This window comes from Nakamurella leprariae, assembly GCF_016918035.1.
Lineage (GTDB): Bacteria > Actinomycetota > Actinomycetes > Mycobacteriales > Nakamurellaceae > Nakamurella > Nakamurella leprariae.
In genome coordinates, this window is record NZ_JAERWK010000015.1 from 152199 (window position 1) to 171064 (window position 18866).

The following is an 18866-nucleotide window of genomic DNA, read 5'->3' on the forward strand; positions in this document are numbered from 1 at the left end:
GGGCGACTGTCGGACCCCGTCGCTACCGTGCCGCCAGGACCGATCACCGACGACGAGCAGGCCCGAGGAGCCGACCATGACGGACGCATCGACGCCCTCCGCTGCCACGCCCACGCCTCCCACTCCGCCCAAGACGTACCCGCACGGCGTCACCAGTTGGATCGACGTGGAGCAGCCCGATCCGGGCGCGGGCCAACGGTTCTACGGTCAGCTGTTCGGCTGGCAGTTCACCGAGGCAGTGCCACCGGGCGCACCCGGTTCCTACCTGATCGCCACGCTCGACGGGCAGGACGTGGCCGCCATGGCGTCGGCGCAGGACGGCGCCGCCCGGTGGAACACGTACTTCGCGGTCGACGACGCGGACGCCACCGCCGCCGCCGTGATCGCGCAGGGCGGCACAGTCACCAGCCCACCCCAGGACGCCGGGCCGGGCGGCCGGTCCGTCGGGTGCCTGGACCCGGGCGGGATCTCCTTCAGGCTGTGGCAGGCGCGGCGCCGCCTCGGGGCACAACTGGTCAACAGCCCGGGCAGCTGGAACTTCAGCGATCTCGTCACCGCGGACCCGGACGCCGTCCTGCCGTTCTACCGGGCGGTGTTCGGCATCGTCACCGCCGACATGGGCACGGGTGCGGGCGCCATGCTGCAGGTCCCGGGATACGGCGATCACCTGGCGTCGACGTCGGATCCCGGCATCCACGAGCGGCAGGCCGGCGCGCCGGCCGGTTTCGCCGACGTCATCGGTGGCATCCGGGCGCCGGAGGGCGACGAGTCCTCGGACTGGCACGTCGTCTTCTCGGTCGCCGATCGGGATGCGGCCGTGGCCACCGCCGAGCGGCTCGGTGCGACGGTCCTCGGGGCACAGGACGGCGTCTGGGCGAGCTGGGCCCGCCTGCGCGATCCGCAGGGCGCCACCTTCAGCGTCAGCCAGTTCACCCCACCGGAGGACTTCGGGTGATCGAATCGCCGGTCCGTGTGCGGCGGAGGAGAGGGTCGGCGGATCCCGTGTCACCCGCAGCGCGAAGGAACACCGATGGCCGACCCGCACGCCGCCGAGCACCGTCAGCAGCGCTACGACCACGGCTTCCAGGTGCTGAGCGCGGTGAACCCCGAAGCGCAGCGGTTCGTCGACTCGGTCGCCGACATCTCGCGGCCCTGGGCGACCAGGTGGTCTCCTGGGCTTTCGGCGACGTCTCCTGCCGCGACGAGCTGGTGCGGCGCGCCGGGTGTTCGGCGAGCTCGGCCTGCTGCCCATCGACAACCGCGACTGACCCGCTCCGCCGGGTCAGGCGGGCGAGAGATCGTTCGTCACCGGGCCTTCCAGCACCCGGCCGGTCGCGGTGTACCGGGCGCCGTGCAGCGGGCAGTCCCAGGTCTGCTCGGCGCTGTTCCAGTTCACGATGCCGTGCATGTGTGGGCACACCGCCGACCGGCGGTGGGTGACCCCGTCGACGGTGCAGGCCGCGATCGGCTTGACGCCGTCGCGCTCGATCCGCCCGGTGCCCTCGGCCGGGTCGTCCTTGCCCGCGGCCGGGCGGGGGCGCAGCCAGTCGGTGGCCATCCGGGCGCCGACCTTGGCGTTGAGCAGCGTCCCGGACGGCACCCCGCGCACCTCATGCGGATCCCAGCTGCGCAGCGCCCGGGCCCAGGGCATCGAGCCGCCCAGCACTGCACCGGACAGGGCGAGGGCGGCGGCGACGGCGTTGGTCATGCCCCACTTGTCGAACCCGGTGGCGACCAGGATCCGTTCGTTGCCGGGCATCAACGGGCCGACGTACGGCAGCTCGTCGATCGGCCGGTAGTCCTGCGCGGACCAGGCGTGGGTGCGCTGCGATCCCGGGAACCACCGCGCGGTCCATTCGGTCAGGTCGTCGACCAGGGTCTGCGTCGACCCGTCCCGCCCCACCACGTGACCGTTGCCGCCGACGAGCAGCAACTCGGAACCGTCGGCCGCCGGCACGGACCGCAGCGACCGCGTCGGCTGGTCGACGCTCAGGTACATGCCGGACGGGATGGCCGCCGGGGTGCGGAACGCCAGGGCGTACGAACGCAGTGGCTCCAGCCGGGCGAAGAATCCGCCCCGGTCCAGGATCGGCGTGCCGGTGGCCAGCACGACCCGGTCGGCGGTCAGCGTCCCCGCCGAGGTGCGGATCGTGGCAGGGGAGCGCCAGCCCACCTCCCGGACGCGGGTGCCCTCGGCCAGCAGCCCGCCGCGGTCCAGCAGTTCGCGCGCCAGCGTGTCCAGCGCCGGCATGGGGTCGAACTGGGCCTGCTCGCGCAGCCGCACCGCGCCGTGCGTCGGGTACGGCAGCTCGAGCTCGTCGACCGGCTCGACCGGCAGACCCGCCTGCTGGGCCGCCGACAGGACCGAGTCGACCGTCTTCCGGCCGCGCGGGGTGGACGCGTAGCTGTGGTCGTCCCGGATCTGGTGGTCGATGCCGTGCTCACGGCAGTAGTGCAGCAACCAGGCCTGGCCCTCCCGGTTGGCCTCGACGTACTGCTGCAGCCGTTCGGTCGGCTGACGGGCGGCGATCGAGGCCAGCCGGGCGCCCTGCAGCACGCTGATCTTGGCCGTGGTGTTGCCGGTGGCGCCGGCTCCGACCGATCGCGCCTCCAGCACGGCGACCGAGGCCCCCGCCCGCGCGAACAGCACCGCCGCCGTGAGACCGGTGAGCCCGGCGCCCACCACCGCGATGTCGCAGTGCTGACCGGAGACCTCGGCGCGGTGGTCCGGTCGGTCGGTGTCCAGCCACAGCGAGCGCATCGGGGACTCCTCTGCCGTCGGTCGGGCGTGCAGGTGTCGGGCGGGGGGCGACGCCGTCCCAGGAGGGTCGACGTGGTCCCGGACGGTCACGCTCTGGGTGCCCGAGCCGGAAGTCGCGAAACACCTCCGGACCGCGCGGCCGGGTTGGCCGGTATCGGGGCCGGGCACCATGTCCATCATGGAATTCCGGACCCTCGGGCGCAGCGGATGCGCCGTCTCCAGCCTGACCCTGGGCACCATGACCTTCGGCGCGGAAGCCGACGAGGCGACCTCACACGGGCTGCTCGACACCTTCGTGGAGGCCGGCGGCACGCTGGTCGACACCGCCGACGTCTACCGGGCGGGGGAGTCCGAGCGCATCATCGGCAGCTGGCTCGCGGACCGGCCGACCGACATCACCGACCGGATCGTGCTGGCCACCAAGGGGCGCTTCCCGATGGGCGACGGCCCCAACGACCTGGGCCTGTCCCGGCGGCACCTGCAGCAGGCACTGGACGCCTCGCTCACCCGGCTCGGCGTCGACTGCATCGACCTGTACCAGGTGCACGCCTGGGACCCGGTGACGCCGATCGAGGAGACCATCGGCACGCTCGACGGGTTCGTGCAGGCGGGCAAGATCCGCTATCACGGCCTGTCCAACTACACCGGCTGGCAGGTGCAGAAGGCGGTGGCCGTCGCCGCCGCGCACGGATGGACGCCGCCGGTGACCCTGCAGCCGCAGTACAGCCTGCTGGTCCGGGAGATCGAGTGGGAGATCGTGCCGTCCTGCCAGGACGCCGGGCTCGGCCTGCTGCCGTGGTCACCGCTCGGCGGTGGCTGGCTCACCGGCAAGTACACCCGCGACGCCCGGCCCACCGGCGACACCCGGCTCGGCGAGGATCCGGGGCGCGGGATGGAGGCCTACGACCGGCGCTCGGCCCAGCAGCGCACCTGGGACGTCATCGACGCCGTGCAGCGCATCGCCAAGGCCCGCGGCGTCTCGATGGCCCAGGTGGCGCTGGCCTGGCTGGTGGACCGGCCGGCCGTCACCTCGGTCATCCTCGGCGCACGCAGCGTCGAGCAGTTGCGGGACAACCTGGGCGCTGCCGACCTGCACCTGGACGCCGACGAGACCGCCGCGCTGAGCACCCTGTCCGATCCCGGGGCGGCCGACTACCCGTACGGCGGACCGGGCGTCGAGCAGCGCAGCCGCGCCGTCGCCGGCAGGCGCTGACCTCGGGACCCGGCGCGGATCCGCGCCGGGCCCAGTCCCGTCACTGGGCGGTGTAGCCGCCGTCCACCAGGTGGTACGACCCGGTGATGTACGAGGCGGCGTCACTGACCAGGAAGGCGGTGAGCGCCGCGACCTCGTGGGCGTCGCCGAGCCGGCCCAGCGGGTGCCGCAGCCGCAGCGCCTCCAGTCGCTCGCCCTCGATGCGACCCTCGATGAGCGGGGTGGCGATGTACGCCGGGCCGACGGCGTTGACCCGCACCCCGTGTGACGCGTACTCCAGCGCCGCGGTCTTGGTCAGCCCGACGACGCCGTGCTTGGCCGTCACGTAGCCCGGTGCGTTCGCGGTGGCGACGCTGCCCAGGATCGAGGCCATGTTCACCACCGCGCCGCCGCCGGCCGCGGCCATGGCCGGCAGTTCGGCCCGCAGGCAGAAGAAGACCGAGTTCAGGTCGATGTCGATGACCTGCTTCCAGCCCTCCAGCGAGTAGTCACCGATGGCGTTGCCCTCGCCGCTGATGCCGGCGTTGTTCACCGCGATGCGCAACGGGCCCAGTTCACCGGCCGCGGCGACCATCGCCGCGACCGACTCGGGGTCGGTGACGTCCCCGGCGAACGAGCGGGCCACCCCACCGGCCTCGGTGATCTCCCGGGCGACGGCCTCCGCCGCCTCCGCGGCGCGGTCGGCGGCGAGCACGGCGGCACCGTTGGCGGCCAGCAGGGTGGCGACGGCGCGGCCGATCCCCGAGGCGGCGCCGGTGACGAGAGCAACACGGTCCTGGACGTCATACGTGGCCATGCCGCTGACTGTGCGGGTGATCGACCCGTCAGGCAACCCCATGATCGGATCAGGGCACGGCCAGGTACAGGAACGCCCACACCGCGTACGCCACGGTGACGACGATCCCCAGGCCCAGCGCCACCCGGCGCCGCACCGGCGTGTGCAACAGCACCGCCGCGATGAGCAGCAGCGGCAGCGCGCTGGCCGCGTACCGCTCGAACGAGTTGAGCCCCTGCGCGGTGAGTGCCAGCGCCACCATCGCGACGGTGAACACCCGGTAGGACTGCGGCAGCCACCGCAGCCCGACGACCAGGAGCGTCACCGTCACCGCCACCCACAACAGGTGCAGCACCGGCGCGGTCCGGACCACCTCGCCGTCCGCCAGCACCTGCAGGGCGTCGGCGATGGCGTGCCACGGGTTGACCAGCAGCCCACCGCGCAGGTCCGGGTCGGACTGGGCGGTGAACGGCGCCCACGCCGAACCCCACCGGGACCAGCACCACAGCAGGTATGCCCCCGCGCCCGCCACGGGCGCGGCGACGGCCAAGGTCCGGGCGCCGAGCCGACGGCGCCACCGCGGGCTGCGCAGCGCCCGCCGGGCGCCCGGCCAGCCGTCCGCCCGGGCGCTGCGGTACGCCTCGACGAGGACCGGCAACGCCAGCAGCACGCCGGTCGGGCGCAGGAAGCCGCCGGCGAAGCCGGCCACCGCGACCAGCGGCCACCGGGCCCGCCGGGACGCCAGCAGCACCACGCACAGCAGCACCCCGAACATCGACTCGGTGTATCCCATGACCAGGACGAACCCGGCCGGGTTGAGGGCCAGCAGCCAGGGGACGCGGTCCGCCGCGGCCCGGCTCAGCCCCGCGTCGAGCGCGACCCGGTGGGCCAGCAACGCGTACAGCAGCGCGGCCAGGTTGACCACCAGCAGTTGCACCGGGCCGAGGTGGTCGCCGCCGCCACCGAGGAACCGCACCAGCAGCGGCAGAGCCGGGAAGAACCGCCGGCCCTCGGCGGCCACCCCGTCGTAGCCGTCCTGGGCGATGTCCAGGTACCACTTCGCGTCCCAGCCGAGCAGGTCCGTCCGGCCGACCGGCGCGGGCAGCAGCTGGGCCACGGCCAGGGCCAGCAGCACCAGCACCCGGGCGGTGACGAACGACAACAGAACCGGGCGCCACGGTTGGGCGTCCACCACGGCGCGGAACGCGGGCCACCAGCCTGCCGCCGTCGCCGGGTCGGTCCGGGTGACAATGCCAGTGCCGGAGGACCGGGCCGCGGCCCGGTCCCGGACGGTCCCGGCCCACCGCGACCACCGCCGTGAGATGAGGAGCCGCCGTTCATGACGCAGGTGTCCGCCCTCGACGACTCGATCGAGGACTCGCGGATCCCCGGGCGACCGGACGGTGGCCGCCACGGTCGCGGGGCTCGTGCCCGGGGGGCTCTGGTGGTCGCCGTGGTGCTGGTCGTCGCCCTCGGGGTCGCGGTGCGCACCTTCAGCAGGTCGGCGCTGTGGCTCGATGAGACCCTCTCGGTCAACATCGCCCGGCTGCCCCTGCCCGAGCTGTTCGATGCCCTGAGGCAGGACGGCTCACCCCCGCTGTACTACCTGCTGCTGCACGGCTGGATGGCCGTGTTCGGGACCACTGACGGCAGCGTACGGCTGCTGTCGTCACTGTTCTCGGTGGCTTCCCTGCCGGTTGCCTACCACGTCGGGCGCCGGTTCGCCGGTCCGCGGTGCGGGTGGGCGGCGCTGGTGCTCGTCGCGGTGAATCCGTTCCTGGTCCGGTACGCCACCGAGACCCGGATGTACGCGCTGGTCGCGCTGCTCACCCTGCTGTTCGCCTGGGCCGCGCTGCGGGTGGCCCACTCGCCCACGGCCGGCCGGTGGGTGTTGGTCTCGCTGCTCGGCGGGATCATGCTGCTCACCAACTACTGGACGGCGTTCACACTGGCCGCGGCCGGGCTGTGGGTGGTCGCCGAGGCGATCCGGCGGCGCCGGCCCCGGCTCATCGGCCAGCTCGCGCTGGCCGGGGTGGGATCGCTGGTGGTGTTCAGCCCGTGGCTGGGCGGCTTCCTGTTCCAGCTCGAGCACACCGGCACGCCGTGGGCGGACCGGACCAACTGGACCGCCTTCCCGGACACGCTGCGCGACTGGGGCGGCGGGCAGGGCTGGGTGGCCGGCGGGATGAGCCTGGTCGTGCTGGCCCTGGTGGTGCTGGCGTTCGTGCCGTGGCGGCGCCGGGATGACGGCCCCGAGCTGCGCACCGTGTCGATCGCCCTGCTGGTCGGCTCGTTCGGCGCGCTGCTCATCGGGGTGGTGATCAGCTGGGCCATCCACTCGGGCTACGCCATCCGCTACACCTCGGCCATGGTGGTGCCGGCGCTGCTGCTGGCCGCGGTGGGCGCCGCTCGCCTGTCCGGTCGGCTCCGGCTCGGCGCGCTGGTGGTCGTCGGCCTGCTCGGACTGGGCATGTCGGTGCCACTGCCGTTCGCCGACGACCGAACCCAGGGCCGGGACACGGCCGAGCTGATCGCCGCGGGCGCGGGACCGGGGGACCTGGTGCTGTTCTGTCCCGACCAGATCGCGCCGGACGTCAACCGGTACCTGCCGGCCGACCTCGACCAAGCGGTGTACCCGACGCTGGGGCCGCCGGAGCGGGTGGACTGGGTCGACTACACCGAGCGGAACGAGTCGGCGTCGGTCGTCGACATCGCCGTGGCCGCTTCCCAGCGGGCCACCGGCCGGATCTGGCTGGTGACCTCCCCCGGCTACCGCACCTACGGCGGCCAGTGCGAGTCGCTGGAGCGGGTGCTCGGCGCGTTGCGTCCGGGTGGCGACCGGGTGCAGGACCTCGACGACCACTTCTTCGAACGGCAGGCCGTCACCGAGTTCCCGGCGCGGACCACCACCGCGTCCTGAGACGCCCGGCCAGCGGTCGACCACTCGTCGTACGCTCGGACGATGCCGGCACCGACGCTGACGGGGGACCGGGTGGTGCTGCGTCCGGTGTCGCCGCAGGACCACGCCGCGCTGAGCCGGATCCGGGCCACCGACGAGGTGTCCCGCTGGTGGGGCTACGACGACGAGTTCCTGGACGCCGACTGCGTCCAGTTCGCGGTCCTGGTGCACGGTCGGCCGATCGGCATGATCCAGTACGCCGAGGAGACGGACCCGATGTACCGGCACGCCGGCATCGACCTGTTCCTCGATCCGCAGACCCACGGCCAGGGGTACGGCAGCGAGGCGATCCGGCTGCTGGCCGGCCACCTGTTCGACGACATCGGCCACCACCGGCTGGTCATCGATCCCGCCGCAGCCAATGCGGCCGCCATTGCCGCCTACCGCAAGGCCGGGTTCCGGCCGGTCGGCGTCATGCGTTCCTACGAACGGAACGCCGACCGGTCCGGCTGGCACGACGGCCTGCTCATGGAGCTGCTGGCCGGCGAGCTGACCTGAGCGACGGTCCGCGCCGGTGCCTCACCGTTCGGCGAGCGCCTCGGTGAGCTGCGGCGCCACGGTGAACAGGTCGCCCACCACGCCGAAGTCGGCGATCTCGAAGATGGGGGCGTCGGGGTCCTTGTTGACCGCGACGATGGTCTTGGAGGTCTGCATGCCGGCGCGGTGCTGGATGGCGCCGGAGATGCCCAGGGCGATGTACACCTGGGGCGAGACGCTGGTGCCGGTCTGACCGACCTGGAACTGCGCGGGATAGAAGCCGGCGTCCACCGCGGCTCGGGAGGCGCCGACCGCGCCGCCGACGGTGTCGGCCAGCTGCTCGACCACGGTGAACTTCTCGGCCGAGCCGACGCCGCGGCCGCCGGAGACGACCACCGAGGCGGCGGTGAGCTCGGGACGGTCGCCGACCGGCTCGTGGTGCTCCTCGAGAACGGTCGGCGCCGGAGCCGGTGCCTCGACGGTGAGTTCGACGACGGCCGGGGCGTCCGCCGGTGCCGCGGTGTCCTCGATGGAGTTGCCGCGCCAGGTGATGACCGGGACGCCGCGGGTGGTGGTCCAGCGCACCGAGTAGGCGCCGCCGAACGCGGGCTGGGTGACGACCACCTGCCCGTCGAGCAGTTCGACGTCGGTGGACTCGGCCAGCACACCGGAGTCCAGCCGGACGGCCAGCCGCCCGGCCAGCTCCCGTCCGTCGAACGTCGACTCGATCAGCACGGCAGACACGTCCCCGGTAGCGGTGACGGCGGCGGTCAGCGCGGCGAGTTCGCCGGTGAGCAGGGGAGCGCCGGCCGGCGGCGCGGCGACGAGGACGGTGGTCGCGCCGGCCGCCCCCAGGGCGGTCACCAGGGTGTCCCGTTCGGCGGGGTCGCAGACCAGCACGGCGGCCGGGTCGCCGACCCGGGCGGCGGCGGCGAGCAGTTCGGCGGTGACCGGGCGCAGGGCGCCGTCGGCGGTCACGGCCAGGACCAGGGCCTGGGGCATGTCAGTTCCCTTCCGGTGCGGATCGTGCGGCGGACTCGTGAACGGGCTCGTGGTTGGGCTGGATCACAGCACCTTCCGCTCGATGAGGTACCGGGCGGCCTGGGCGCCGGCGCTGCCGTCGTCGGTGATGGTGTGGCCGCCGGTGCGGGGCGGACGGGGGGCGCCGTCCACGGCGCGGGTGGCGGATCCGGCCGCGCCGACCCGGTCGGCGTCGACGCCGAGATCGGCCAGGGTCAGGGTGGTGACCGGCTTCTTCTTGGCCGACATGATCCCCTTGAAGTTGGGGTAGCGCGGTTCGGCGATCTTCTCGTTCACCGAGACCACAGCGGGCAGCGGCGCCTGGATGCGGGCCCAGCCGCCCTCGACGACGCGTTCGGCGGTGAGGGTGTCGCCGTCGACGGTGAGGGCGCGGACCGAGGTGACCGCCGGCAGCCCGAGGCGTTCGGCGAGCATGGCCGGGACGGCGGCGGAGCGGCCGTCGGTGGACTCGTTGCCGGTCACGATGAGATCGACGTCCAGTTGCCGCAGGGCCGCGGCCAGCACGGCGGAGGTGGCCACTGCGTCGGATCCGGCCAGCGCGGGGTCGGTGATGTGCACGGCCTTGGCGGCGCCCATGGCCAGCGCCTTGCGCAGGGCGTCGGTGGCGCCGTCGGGGCCCATGGTCACCGCGGTGACCTCGCCGCCGTGCTGTTCGGTCAGGGTGAGGGCGAGTTCCACCCCGCGGGTGTCGATCTCGTCGATCACGGCGTCGGTGGCGGCGCGGTCGAGCGACCAGTCGGTCTCGTGCAGCCTGCGCTCGCCGTAGGTGTCGGGTACCTGCTTGATCAGGACCGCGATGTCCACGGTGATCCTTCCGGAGGGTGTGGGTGGTCAGGAGTGGGTGAAGTCGGGACGCCGCTTCTCGGTGAAGGCGGCCATGCCTTCCTTCTGGTCGGCGGTGGCGAACACGGCGTGGAACACCCGGCGCTCGAAGCGGATGCCCTCGGCCAGGGTGGTCTCGAACGCGCGGTTGACGGCTTCCTTGGCCATCGCGGTCACCGGGTGGCTGTACCCGGCGATGGTGGCGGCGATGCGCAGGGTCTCCTCCAGCAGGTCGGCGGCGGGCACGACGCGGGAGACCAGGCCGGCGCGGTCGGCCTCGTCGACCTTCATGGGGCGACCGGTCAGGATCAGGTCCATCGCCTTGGCCTTGCCGATGGCCCGGGTGAGCCGCTGGGACCCGCCGATGCCGGGGATGACCCCGAGCTTGATCTCTGGCTGGCCGAAGACCGCGGTGTCAGCGGCGATGAGCAGGTCGCAGAGCATGGCCAGCTCGCAGCCGCCGCCCAGAGCGTGCCCGGCCACGGCCGCGATCAGCGGGGTCCGCAGCGACGCCAACCGGTCCCAGTCGCCGAAGAGGTCGTCGACGTAGGTCTGCGGGTAGGTCTGGGGCTGCATCTGTTTGATGTCCGCACCGGCCGCGAACGCCCGGTCCGACCCGGTGATCACGATCGCCCCGATGCCCGGGTCGCGATCCAGAGCCGTTGCCGCGTCGACCACCTCGGTCATCAACTCGCGGTTCAGCGCGTTCAGCGCCTCCGGCCGGTGCAGGGTGATCACCCCGACCCCGGGGGCGGACTCCGGGCGGTCGAGCAGGATCGTCCGGTACTCGGTCACGACTGGGTCCCTTCGGAGGTGGGGAACGGCTGGTCCGGGAACGGGGCGTCCGGGCGCGGGGTGAACCAGCCGGCGACCACGACCGGGTCCACCTGGTCGAACGTGGGCGGAGACCAGCGGGGCATACGGTCCTTGTCGATGATCTGCGCCCGGATCCCCTCGGCCAGGTCGGGGTGCCGCAGCGCCGCGCAGGACAGCGAGAACTCCTGGTTGAGCGCCTGTTCCAGCGAGGCGCCGATGGTCCGGACCGAGGTGAGGGCGGCCAGGGTCACGGTCACCGCGGTCGGGCTGGCGGTGGTGATGGCCTCGGCGGCCCGGCGCGCGCCGGCCTCCGGGGCGGCCCGCAGCGCCGCGACGATCTCCGGCACCGTGCCCGCGGCGTAGCAGCGGTCGATCCAGTCGCGGTCGGCGGCCAGCGCACCGGGTCCCGGCGGCTGGGCCACGGCCGCGAGTGCGGTCGGGACGTCCTGCCGGGTCAGCCGGTCGAGCAGCTCGGGAAGGTGCCCGGACGGCACGACCAGATCAGCGAAGCCGGCCAGGACGGCGTCCGCGGCGTCCATCCGCCCGGCGGTCAGGCCCAGATGGGTGCCGAGGTGTCCCGGCGCCCGGGCCAGCAGGAGGGTGCCGCCGACGTCGGGGCACAGGCCGATGCCGACCTCGGGCATGCCGACCACCGACCGCTCGGTGACCACCCGGTGCGCGGCGTGGCCGGCCAGGCCCACCCCGCCGCCCATCGTGATGCCGTCCATGATCGCCACGAACGGCTTCGGGTACGTCCCGATGAACGCGTTGAGCCGGTACTCGTCCCGCCAGAAATCAACGGAGGCCGACCCTCCCGCGACGGCGTCGGCGTGCACGGCGCGGATGTCGCCGCCGGCGCACAGACCCCGGTCGCCCGCGCCGGTCAGCACCACCGTCCGCACCGCGTCGTCGACCGCCCAGTCGCGCAGCGCGCGGTCGATCAGCCCGACCATCTCGTGGGTGAGCGCGTTGATGGCGCGGGGCCGGTCGAGGGTGATGGTGCCGACACCACCGGCCACCTCGAAGCGCACCGGCGACGCGGGCGCCGGCGAGGGGTGGTCGGTGCTGGCGCGGGCGGCCGGCGCCGTCATCGGCCGATCACGTCCCGGGCGATGACCATCTTCATGATCTCGTTGGTGCCTTCCAGGATCTGGTGGACCCGCAGGTCCCGGACGAGCTTCTCGATGCCGTACTCGGCCAGGTACCCGTACCCGCCGTGCAGCTGCAGCGCCTGGTTCGCCACCGCGAACCCGGTGTCGGTGGCCAGTCGCTTGGCCATCGCACACCACCGCACCGCGTCCGGGGCCTTGCGGTCCAGCGCGTCGGCCGCCCGCCACAGCAGCAACCGGGCCGCCTCGAGTTCGGTCACCATGTCGGCCACCGAGAACTGGAGCGCCTGGAACTGGTCGAGCCGCTTGCCGAACGCCGTGCGCTCGCTCATGTACTGCAGCGTGCGGTCCAGCGCCGACTGGGCGCCGCCCAGCGAGCTCGCGCCGATGTTGATGCGGCCGCCGTTCAGCCCGCTCATCGCGATGCGGAACCCCTGGCCCTCGCCGCCGAGGCGATGGGTCACCGGGACCCGCACGCCCTCGAGGATCACCGGACGGGTCGGTTGCGCGTTCCAGCCCATCTTCGCCTCGTTCGGCCCGAACGACAGCCCGGCCGCGTCCCGCTCGACCAGGAACGCGGTGATGCCGCTCGCCCCGGAGGCGGCGTCGCCGGTCCGGGCCATGACGATGTACACACCGCTGGCCCCGGCCCCGGAGATGAACTGCTTGACCCCATCCAGCACGTACTCCTCACCGTCCCGGACCGCCCGGGTGGTCAGCGCGGCGGCGTCGGAGCCGGCGCCCGGCTCGGTCAGGCAGTACGACCCGAGGACGGTCATCTCGCACAGCTCGGGCAGGAACCGTTCGCGCTGCTCCTGGCTGCCGTACCGGTCGATCATCCAGGCGACCATGTTGTGGATGGAGATGTAGCTGGCGACGGTCGGGCAGCCGGCGGCCAGTGCCTCGATGATCAGCGCCGCGTCCAGCCGGGACAACCCGCTGCCCCCGACGTCCTCCCGGACGTACATGCCGCCCATGCCCAGCCCGCCCGCCTTGGCCAGCACGTCGACCGGGAAGTGCTTGGTGCGGTCCCATTCCAGCGCGTCCGGCGCGAGGAACTCCGCGGCGAAGTCCCGCGACACCTCGACCAGCGCGCGCTGGTCGTCGGTCAGCTCGAACACCGTCCACCTCCGCGCCGAGGAACAGTCACCGCTCCGACAGTAGGTCATCCTAGTGTCGGGCGTCGGACGGGCGTCAAGGCGAACGAGGCCGGGGTCACACCCACACCGCCAGGGACGACGAGAGGGCGGGCCCGACAGTGCATGTCGGGCCCGCCCTCGCGGGTCGAGCCGGGGGTCTGCGGGTGGTCAGTCGGCGGTGGCGTCGGCCGTGCTGCCGGGGTCGGGCAGCGTGCCGTCGACCAGCTTGACCATGGAGGCCGTGTCCTTGCCGCTCCAGCCGGCCTCGATCAGCCGGTCCAGGTCGGCCAGCGCCCGGCTGGCGTACGGCAGGTCCAGGCCAGCGCCGGCCCCGGCCTCCAGGGCCAGGCCGACGTCCTTGCGCATCAGGCTGACCGCGAAGCCGCCGTTGAAATCGTGGTTCACCGCGGCGGTCTCGACCACGCCCGGCGACGGGTACCAGTTCTTCAGGGCCCAGCTGGAACCCGAGGAGACCTCGGCGATCTGGTAGAACACGGCCGGGTCGAGTCCGAGCCGATCGGCCAGGGTGGCGCCCTCGGCCAGGCCGGCGGTGTTGATGGCCAGCATCATGTTGTTGGCCAGCTTGGCCGACTGGCCCGCCCCCGGGCCGCCCGCGTGGAAGACGCGGCCGGCCAGCACCTCGATGAGCGGCCGCGCCGCCTCCAGGTTCTCGCCCGTGCCGCCGACCATGAAGGTCAGCGTGCCGGCGGCCGCGCCGAAGACGCCGCCCGACACCGGGGCGTCCAGGAAGCGGAAGCCCCGTCCGGTCACCGCCTCGTGCAGCTCACGGGCGGTGGCGATGTCGATGGTCGAGGAGTCGACGACCAGCGCCCCGGCGGGCAGGTGGTCGAGCACGCCGTCCGCGTCCAGCAGCACCGAGGACACCAGGCGGCCGTTGGGCAGCATGGTGAACACCACGTCGGCGCCGGCGACCGCCTCGGCCAGCACGGTCGCGACGCTCACCCCGTGCTCGGCGGCCGACCGCTGCGCCTGCTCGCTCGGGTCGTAGCCGGTCACCGTGTACCCGGCGGCCACCAGGTTCCCGGCCATCGGGCCGCCCATGTTGCCCAGGCCGATCCACGCCACCTTCATCGGTGCGCTCCTTCGTTCGGTCGTGTCGTTCGGTGCAGGGCACCGCGCGAGGGACCGACGACGGTGCCGATGTGCGTGTCCGACCGGACATGTTCCTCCTGACCGCTCCCGTCCGGAACGGGCAAGGACACCCAGGTGCTGTGCGATCCTGCACAGCAACCCTCGGCGTCGCGGGACGGCGACACGAGGGACCGGAGGGACGAGGGCATGACGCGTGCGGACGACCTGGTGGTGCTGCTGGAGGTGGCCCGGGCCGGATCCTTCGTCGGCGCGGCGGCCATGCTCGGCGTCGACCACACCACGGTCGCGCGGCGGATCTCGGCCCTGGAGCGCGATCTCGGTCGGTCGGTGGTGATCCGGGGCGCCGGTGGCTGCACGGTGACGGACCTGGGCCGCGACCTGCTGGACAGCGCGGAACGCATCGAGCGGGCCTTGGCCGACGTGGGGGAGCGGGCCGGCGACGCGGGCAGCGGACGGTCGTCCAATTCGCTGACCGGGCTGGTCCGGATCGCCGCGCCCGAGGCGTTCGGCGCCCGGTTCGTGGCGCCGGTGGTGGCCCGCCTGCACCGTCGGCACCGCGGCCTGCAGGTCGAGCTCGTCACCGCCACCCGGCCGCTGGTGCAGGGCGTCGGGTCGGACATCGAGATCGGGGTGGGCCTCCCGGCGTCGCCCCGCATCGAGACGGTGCCGCTCACCGAGTACTGCCTCGGGATCTACGCCTCGGCTGAGTACCTGGCCGACCGGGGCCGCCCAACCCGCACCGGCGAACTGGCCGGTCATTCGCTCATCTACTACGTCGACTCGCTGCTGCGGGTGGACGACCTGCAACTGCTCCGCGACCTGTTCCCCGGCGGCGGCGCCGAGATCAGCTCGACCAGCGTGCACGCCCAGCTGCAGTCGGCGCTGGCCGGCGGGGGCATCGCCATGCTGCCCGCGTTCCTGGCCGACCGGGAGCCGGGCCTGCAGCGCATCCTGCCGGCGGAGGTGTCGGTGGTGCTGCAGTTCCGCGCCCTGCTGGCGCCCCGGGTGCTGCGCCGGCCGGCCGCCACTGCCGTCCTCGACGCCATCCGGCGTGAGGTGGCCGCCCGCCGGGCCGAGCTGCTGCCGGAGCTGCCCGGCCCGGGCCGGGAGTCCGGTCTGCCAGACTCGTCGCCGTGATCCCGCCGCCGTCCTCCCGCTACTCACCCATGGAACGTCGACGGCTGCTGCTCACGGCCTCGTCCAACGTGGCGATCGGGATCGCCTTCCTGGCGCTGTGGTTCTTCTCCGGCCGACACTGGTGGCAGCTGCTCATCGCGGCCGGGTTCATGGTGTTCGGCGTGTGGGTGCTGCTCGACCTGCGTCGCACCCGCGGACCGAAGTGAGCTGACCGCGCTCGCCGGTCAACCGGCCAGCGCGTCCCGGTGGGCCCGGGTCAGCCCGACGTAGTGGGTGGCGTTGAGCACGACCTTCTGGTGCTCGTCGTCGGTGAGCTGACGCCGGACCTTGCCCGGCACGCCCGCCACCAGGGAGTGCGGCGGGATCACGGTGCCCTCGAGCACGACGGCGCCCGCGGCGACGAGCGAACCGGTCCCGATGACGGCGCCGTTCAGCACGATGGCGCCCATCCCGATGAGGCAGGTGTCCTCGACGGTGCAGCCGTGCAGCACGGCCCGGTGCCCGACGCTGACCCCGCTGCCGATGGTGGCCGGGAAGGCCGGATCGGCGTGCACGACCACCCCGTCCTGCAGGTTGCTGCCGGCGCCGATGGTGATCGGAGCCTGGTCGGCCCGCACGACCGCGGTGTAGAAGACGCCGGAGTCGGCCCCCAGCGTCACCGCCCCGATGAGGGTGGCGTTCGGCGCCACCCACGCCGAGGCGTCGACCTCGGGGCTGGAACCGTCGATGGCGATGGACGTCGGCTGCGGTGACATGCCCGCGGATGGTAGATCGCCCGATCCGTGCGGGTCGCCGCCGGGCCGGGGGCTCAGTAGGCTCGTCGCGCCTTCCGCTGCCCGACCGTCCCGAGGAGTTCCCATGGCCGTCACCGCGCAGGACATCAGCGCGCAGATCGATCGAGTCGTCGGCGCGGTGCCCACCGATCTGTTCATCGGCGGTCAGTGGGTGGCCGCCGCGGAGCGGATCGAGGTGGAGAACCCGGCGACCGGCGAGACGCTGACCACGGTGGCCGACGCGACGCCGGAGCAGGGCATGGCGGCGTTGGACGCGGCGGTGGCGGCCCAGGTGTCGTGGGCGGCCACCGATCCGCGGGAGCGGGGCGAGATCCTGCGCCGCGCGTTCGAACTCGTGCACGCCCGGGCCGAGCAGTTCGCGCTGCTGATGACGTTGGAGATGGGCAAGCCGCTGCCCGAGGCTCGGGGCGAGGTCGTCTACGGCGCGGAGTTCCTGCGCTGGTTCGCCGAGGAGGCGGTGCGCATCCACGGCCGGTACGCCGTCGCGCCGTCCGGCGGGACCCGACTGCTGACCATGAAGCAGCCGGTCGGGCCGGTGTACGCGATCACGCCGTGGAACTTCCCGTTGGCCATGGGCACCCGCAAGCTGGGCCCGGCGCTGGCCGCCGGGTGCACCGTGGTGATCAAGCCGGCCGAGCTGACCCCGCTGACCACGTTGGCCCTGGCGGCGGTGCTCACCGAGGCCGGGCTGCCCGACGGGGTGGTCAACGTGGTCACCACCTCGCGCTCGGCGGCGGTGTCCGAGCCGATCATCGCCGACCCGCGGCTGCGCAAGCTGACCTTCACCGGTTCCACTCCGGTCGGCCGCACGCTCATCGCGCAGTCCGCCGAGCGGGTGCTCAAGGTGTCGATGGAGCTGGGTGGGAACGCCCCGTTCCTGGTGTTCGACGACGCCGACCTGGACCGGGCGGTGGACGGCGCGATGCTGGCCAAGATGCGCAACATCGGCGAGGCATGCACCGCGGCCAACCGGTTCCTGGTGCACGAGTCGGTGGCCGAGGACTTCGCCCAGCGGTTCGCGGCGCGGATGGCCGCGCTGACCGTGGCCCCCGGGTACGCCGAGGGCAGCCAGGTCGGCCCGCTGGTCGACGGCCGATCCCGGGACAAGGTCGCCGAGCTCGTCGCCGACGCCGTGGACCGCGGCGCGCGGGTCCTCACCGGCGGGAAGAACATCGGCGATCGCGGGTGGTTCTATGCGCCCACCGTGCTGCAGGGCGTGAGCACCGAGGCCCGGATGTTCGGCGAGGAGATCTTCGGGCCGGTCGCGCCGATCACCACGTTCGCCTCCGAGGACGAGGGTCTGGCCCTGGCCAACCGCACCGAGTACGGGCTGGTCGCCTACGCCTTCACCCAGGACCTGTCCCGCGCGCTGCGCGTGTCCGAGGGCCTGGAGACCGGCATGGTCGGCATCAACCAGGGCGTCGTGTCAAACCCGGCGGCCCCGTTCGGCGGCGTCAAAGCCTCCGGACTGGGCCGTGAGGGCGGCGCCGAGGGCATCGACGAGTACCTCGAGACGAAGTACGTCGGCATCGCCCTGTGAGGCCCGCTCCGGCGTCGGCCGGAGCAGTCGCGGACCGGTCCGGTCCGGTGTGCCGGCTCCCGGCCGCACCGGGCCTGCCGGTCGTCGGGGGTCGCCCCTACGCTGGGCACGCCCGCTGCCGAGCAGGACCGACCCCTGGAGTTCCGATGACGAGCACCGTGTCGACCACCACCGGGACGGACCGCGCGGCCGAGCCGCGCACCGGCGCGCTGGATCCTGAGCTGGAGCAGCACCGGCGCGAGCTGACCGGCTACTGCTACCGGATGCTGGGATCGGCGTTCGACGCCGAGGACGCGGTGCAGGAGACCATGGTCCGGGCCTGGCGGGCCCAGGACCGCTTCGAGGGACGGGCGTCCACCCGGACCTGGCTGTACAGCATCGCCACCAACGTGTGCCTGGACTCGCTGAACAGCCGCGGCCGGCGGGCCCGGCCGATGGACCTGTCGTCCGACCCCTGGCAGCCCGTGGCCGGATCGCTCGCCGCCAGTCGCGGGCACGAGAGCTGGGTCGAGCCGATCGGTGAGGCCGGCGTGTTGGCCGACACCCAGGACCCGGCCGACCTGGCCGTGCAGCGGGAGTCCATCAAGCTGGCCTTCGTCGCCGCGCTGCAGTACCTGCCGGCCCGGCAGCGGGCCGTGCTCATCCTGCGGGACGTACTGCGCTGGCCGGCCGCGGAGGTGGCCGACCTGCTGGAGACGACCACCGCGTCGGTGAACAGCGCCCTGCAGCGCGCCCACGCCACCCTGGCCGGCCGCCCGGCCAGCATCGGTGAGGTCTTCGACCCGCTGAACGCCGAGCAGCGGGAGCTGCTGGACGCCTACGTCGACGCCTTCCAGCGGTACGACATGGACGCGCTGGTCGCGTTGCTGCACCAGGACGTCACCCAGAACATGCCGCCGTACGAGCTGTGGCTGGAGGGGCCGGCCGACGTCGCCGCCTGGATGGTCGGTCCGGGCGCCGCCTGCCGCGACTCGGTGCTGCTGCCGGTGCGGGCCAGCGGGCAGCCGGCCTTCGCGCAGTACAAGCCGGCCGCCGACGGCACCCGGCGACCGTGGGCGGTGCACGTGCTGGAGATCCGGGACGGCCGGATCGGCGCCCTCACCACCTTCCTGGACACCCGGCTGTTCGCGGCGATGGGGGCGCCGGACTTCCTGCCCGCTGCGTGAACCC

Annotated in this window: 18 protein-coding genes; 8 read left to right on the top strand and 10 right to left on the bottom strand. The window is 73.3% G+C overall.

What is annotated here, in order from left to right:
* Positions 1-76 precede the first annotated feature (76 nt).
* Positions 77-955 carry a VOC family protein gene (locus tag JL106_RS12000; protein ID WP_205260956.1) on the top strand — a complete coding sequence of 293 codons (879 nt, stop codon included), beginning with the start codon at positions 77-79 and terminating at the stop codon, positions 953-955.
* 327 nt (positions 956-1282) lie between these two features.
* On the opposite strand, the gene JL106_RS12005 is transcribed toward JL106_RS12000, so the two are convergent.
* Positions 1283-2761 (bottom strand): FAD-dependent oxidoreductase, encoded by a 1479-nt coding sequence (locus tag JL106_RS12005; protein WP_205260957.1) that lies wholly within the window; start codon positions 2759-2761, stop codon positions 1283-1285.
* A 178-nt stretch (positions 2762-2939) separates the two neighbouring features.
* Between JL106_RS12005 and JL106_RS12010 the strand changes: the two genes are divergently transcribed.
* Positions 2940-3974 carry an aldo/keto reductase gene (locus JL106_RS12010; RefSeq protein WP_205260958.1) on the top strand — a complete coding sequence of 345 codons (1035 nt, stop codon included), beginning with the start codon at positions 2940-2942 and terminating at the stop codon, positions 3972-3974.
* 40 nt (positions 3975-4014) lie between these two features.
* Here the strand turns inward: JL106_RS12010 and JL106_RS12015 are convergent, their stop codons facing one another.
* Complete coding sequence (locus JL106_RS12015) at positions 4015-4770, bottom strand: SDR family NAD(P)-dependent oxidoreductase (protein ID WP_205260959.1); 756 nt, start codon at positions 4768-4770, stop codon at positions 4015-4017.
* Between the two features lie 49 nt (positions 4771-4819).
* On the bottom strand, positions 4820-5911 hold the full coding sequence (locus JL106_RS12020; RefSeq protein WP_205260960.1) for a hypothetical protein: 1092 nt from the start codon (positions 5909-5911) through the stop codon (positions 4820-4822).
* 177 nt (positions 5912-6088) lie between these two features.
* Between JL106_RS12020 and JL106_RS12025 the strand changes: the two genes are divergently transcribed.
* Together JL106_RS12025 and JL106_RS12030 are read left to right on the top strand one after the other, a co-directional pair.
* Positions 6089-7669 (top strand): glycosyltransferase family 39 protein, encoded by a 1581-nt coding sequence (locus JL106_RS12025; protein WP_205260961.1) that lies wholly within the window; start codon positions 6089-6091, stop codon positions 7667-7669.
* 42 nt (positions 7670-7711) lie between these two features.
* A complete protein-coding gene (locus JL106_RS12030) occupies positions 7712-8206 on the top strand; it encodes a GNAT family N-acetyltransferase (protein ID WP_205260962.1) in 495 nt (164 codons plus the stop codon).
* 21 nt (positions 8207-8227) lie between these two features.
* Here JL106_RS12030 and JL106_RS12035 read toward each other — a convergent pair whose 3' ends face one another.
* The 6 genes from JL106_RS12035 to mmsB all read right to left on the bottom strand — a co-directional run bounded on the left by JL106_RS12035 (position 8228) and on the right by mmsB (position 14501).
* Complete coding sequence (locus JL106_RS12035) at positions 8228-9187, bottom strand: electron transfer flavoprotein subunit alpha/FixB family protein (RefSeq protein ID WP_205260963.1); 960 nt, start codon at positions 9185-9187, stop codon at positions 8228-8230.
* A gap of 63 nt (positions 9188-9250) precedes the next feature.
* Positions 9251-10030 carry an electron transfer flavoprotein subunit beta/FixA family protein gene (locus JL106_RS12040; protein ID WP_205260964.1) on the bottom strand — a complete coding sequence of 260 codons (780 nt, stop codon included), beginning with the start codon at positions 10028-10030 and terminating at the stop codon, positions 9251-9253.
* 27 nt (positions 10031-10057) lie between these two features.
* Positions 10058-10843, bottom strand: coding sequence for an enoyl-CoA hydratase (locus JL106_RS12045; protein WP_328842179.1), 786 nt, complete (start codon positions 10841-10843; stop codon positions 10058-10060).
* Entirely contained in the window at positions 10840-11955 is a 1116-nt protein-coding gene (locus tag JL106_RS12050) for an enoyl-CoA hydratase/isomerase family protein (RefSeq protein WP_205260965.1), read from the bottom strand. Before JL106_RS12050 ends, JL106_RS12045 begins: the two co-directional genes overlap by 4 nt.
* Positions 11952-13094 (bottom strand): acyl-CoA dehydrogenase family protein, encoded by a 1143-nt coding sequence (locus tag JL106_RS12055; protein ID WP_328842181.1) that lies wholly within the window; start codon positions 13092-13094, stop codon positions 11952-11954. Before JL106_RS12055 ends, JL106_RS12050 begins: the two co-directional genes overlap by 4 nt.
* A gap of 186 nt (positions 13095-13280) precedes the next feature.
* Positions 13281-14501, bottom strand: a complete 1221-nt coding sequence (mmsB, locus tag JL106_RS12060; protein ID WP_328842183.1) for a 3-hydroxyisobutyrate dehydrogenase — start codon at positions 14499-14501, stop codon at positions 13281-13283.
* Between mmsB and JL106_RS12065 the strand changes: the two genes are divergently transcribed.
* Positions 14412-15362, top strand: a complete 951-nt coding sequence (locus JL106_RS12065) for a LysR family transcriptional regulator (protein WP_205260968.1) — start codon at positions 14412-14414, stop codon at positions 15360-15362. The genes mmsB and JL106_RS12065 overlap by 90 nt on opposite strands.
* The gene (locus JL106_RS12070) at positions 15359-15568 is read left to right on the top strand and encodes a hypothetical protein (protein WP_205260969.1); all 210 of its coding nucleotides are present in this window, start codon (positions 15359-15361) and stop codon (positions 15566-15568) included. The genes JL106_RS12065 and JL106_RS12070 overlap by 4 nt, the downstream gene beginning before the upstream one ends.
* Before the next feature lie 18 nt (positions 15569-15586).
* Here JL106_RS12070 and JL106_RS12075 read toward each other — a convergent pair whose 3' ends face one another.
* Entirely contained in the window at positions 15587-16117 is a 531-nt protein-coding gene (locus JL106_RS12075; protein ID WP_205260970.1) for a gamma carbonic anhydrase family protein, read from the bottom strand.
* Positions 16118-16220: 103 nt separating this feature from the next.
* Between JL106_RS12075 and JL106_RS12080 the strand changes: the two genes are divergently transcribed.
* On the top strand, positions 16221-17696 hold the full coding sequence (locus tag JL106_RS12080; protein ID WP_205260971.1) for an NAD-dependent succinate-semialdehyde dehydrogenase: 1476 nt from the start codon (positions 16221-16223) through the stop codon (positions 17694-17696).
* Positions 17697-17842: 146 nt separating this feature from the next.
* Positions 17843-18862, top strand: a complete 1020-nt coding sequence (locus JL106_RS12085; protein WP_205260972.1) for a sigma-70 family RNA polymerase sigma factor — start codon at positions 17843-17845, stop codon at positions 18860-18862.
* Positions 18863-18866 lie beyond the last annotated feature (4 nt).

Coding starts and splice junctions, on each gene's coding strand:
- JL106_RS12000 (WP_205260956.1), top strand. CDS start 77: ATGACGGACGCATCGACGCCCTCCGCTGCCACGCCCACGCCTCCCACT.
- JL106_RS12005 (WP_205260957.1), bottom strand. CDS start 2,761: ATGCGCTCGCTGTGGCTGGACACCGACCGACCGGACCACCGCGCCGAG.
- JL106_RS12010 (WP_205260958.1), top strand. CDS start 2,940: ATGGAATTCCGGACCCTCGGGCGCAGCGGATGCGCCGTCTCCAGCCTG.
- JL106_RS12015 (WP_205260959.1), bottom strand. CDS start 4,770: ATGGCCACGTATGACGTCCAGGACCGTGTTGCTCTCGTCACCGGCGCC.
- JL106_RS12025 (WP_205260961.1), top strand. CDS start 6,089: ATGACGCAGGTGTCCGCCCTCGACGACTCGATCGAGGACTCGCGGATC.
- JL106_RS12030 (WP_205260962.1), top strand. CDS start 7,712: ATGCCGGCACCGACGCTGACGGGGGACCGGGTGGTGCTGCGTCCGGTG.
- JL106_RS12035 (WP_205260963.1), bottom strand. CDS start 9,187: ATGCCCCAGGCCCTGGTCCTGGCCGTGACCGCCGACGGCGCCCTGCGC.
- JL106_RS12050 (WP_205260965.1), bottom strand. CDS start 11,955: ATGACGGCGCCGGCCGCCCGCGCCAGCACCGACCACCCCTCGCCGGCG.
- JL106_RS12065 (WP_205260968.1), top strand. CDS start 14,412: ATGACGCGTGCGGACGACCTGGTGGTGCTGCTGGAGGTGGCCCGGGCC.
- JL106_RS12075 (WP_205260970.1), bottom strand. CDS start 16,117: ATGTCACCGCAGCCGACGTCCATCGCCATCGACGGTTCCAGCCCCGAG.
- JL106_RS12080 (WP_205260971.1), top strand. CDS start 16,221: ATGGCCGTCACCGCGCAGGACATCAGCGCGCAGATCGATCGAGTCGTC.
- JL106_RS12085 (WP_205260972.1), top strand. CDS start 17,843: ATGACGAGCACCGTGTCGACCACCACCGGGACGGACCGCGCGGCCGAG.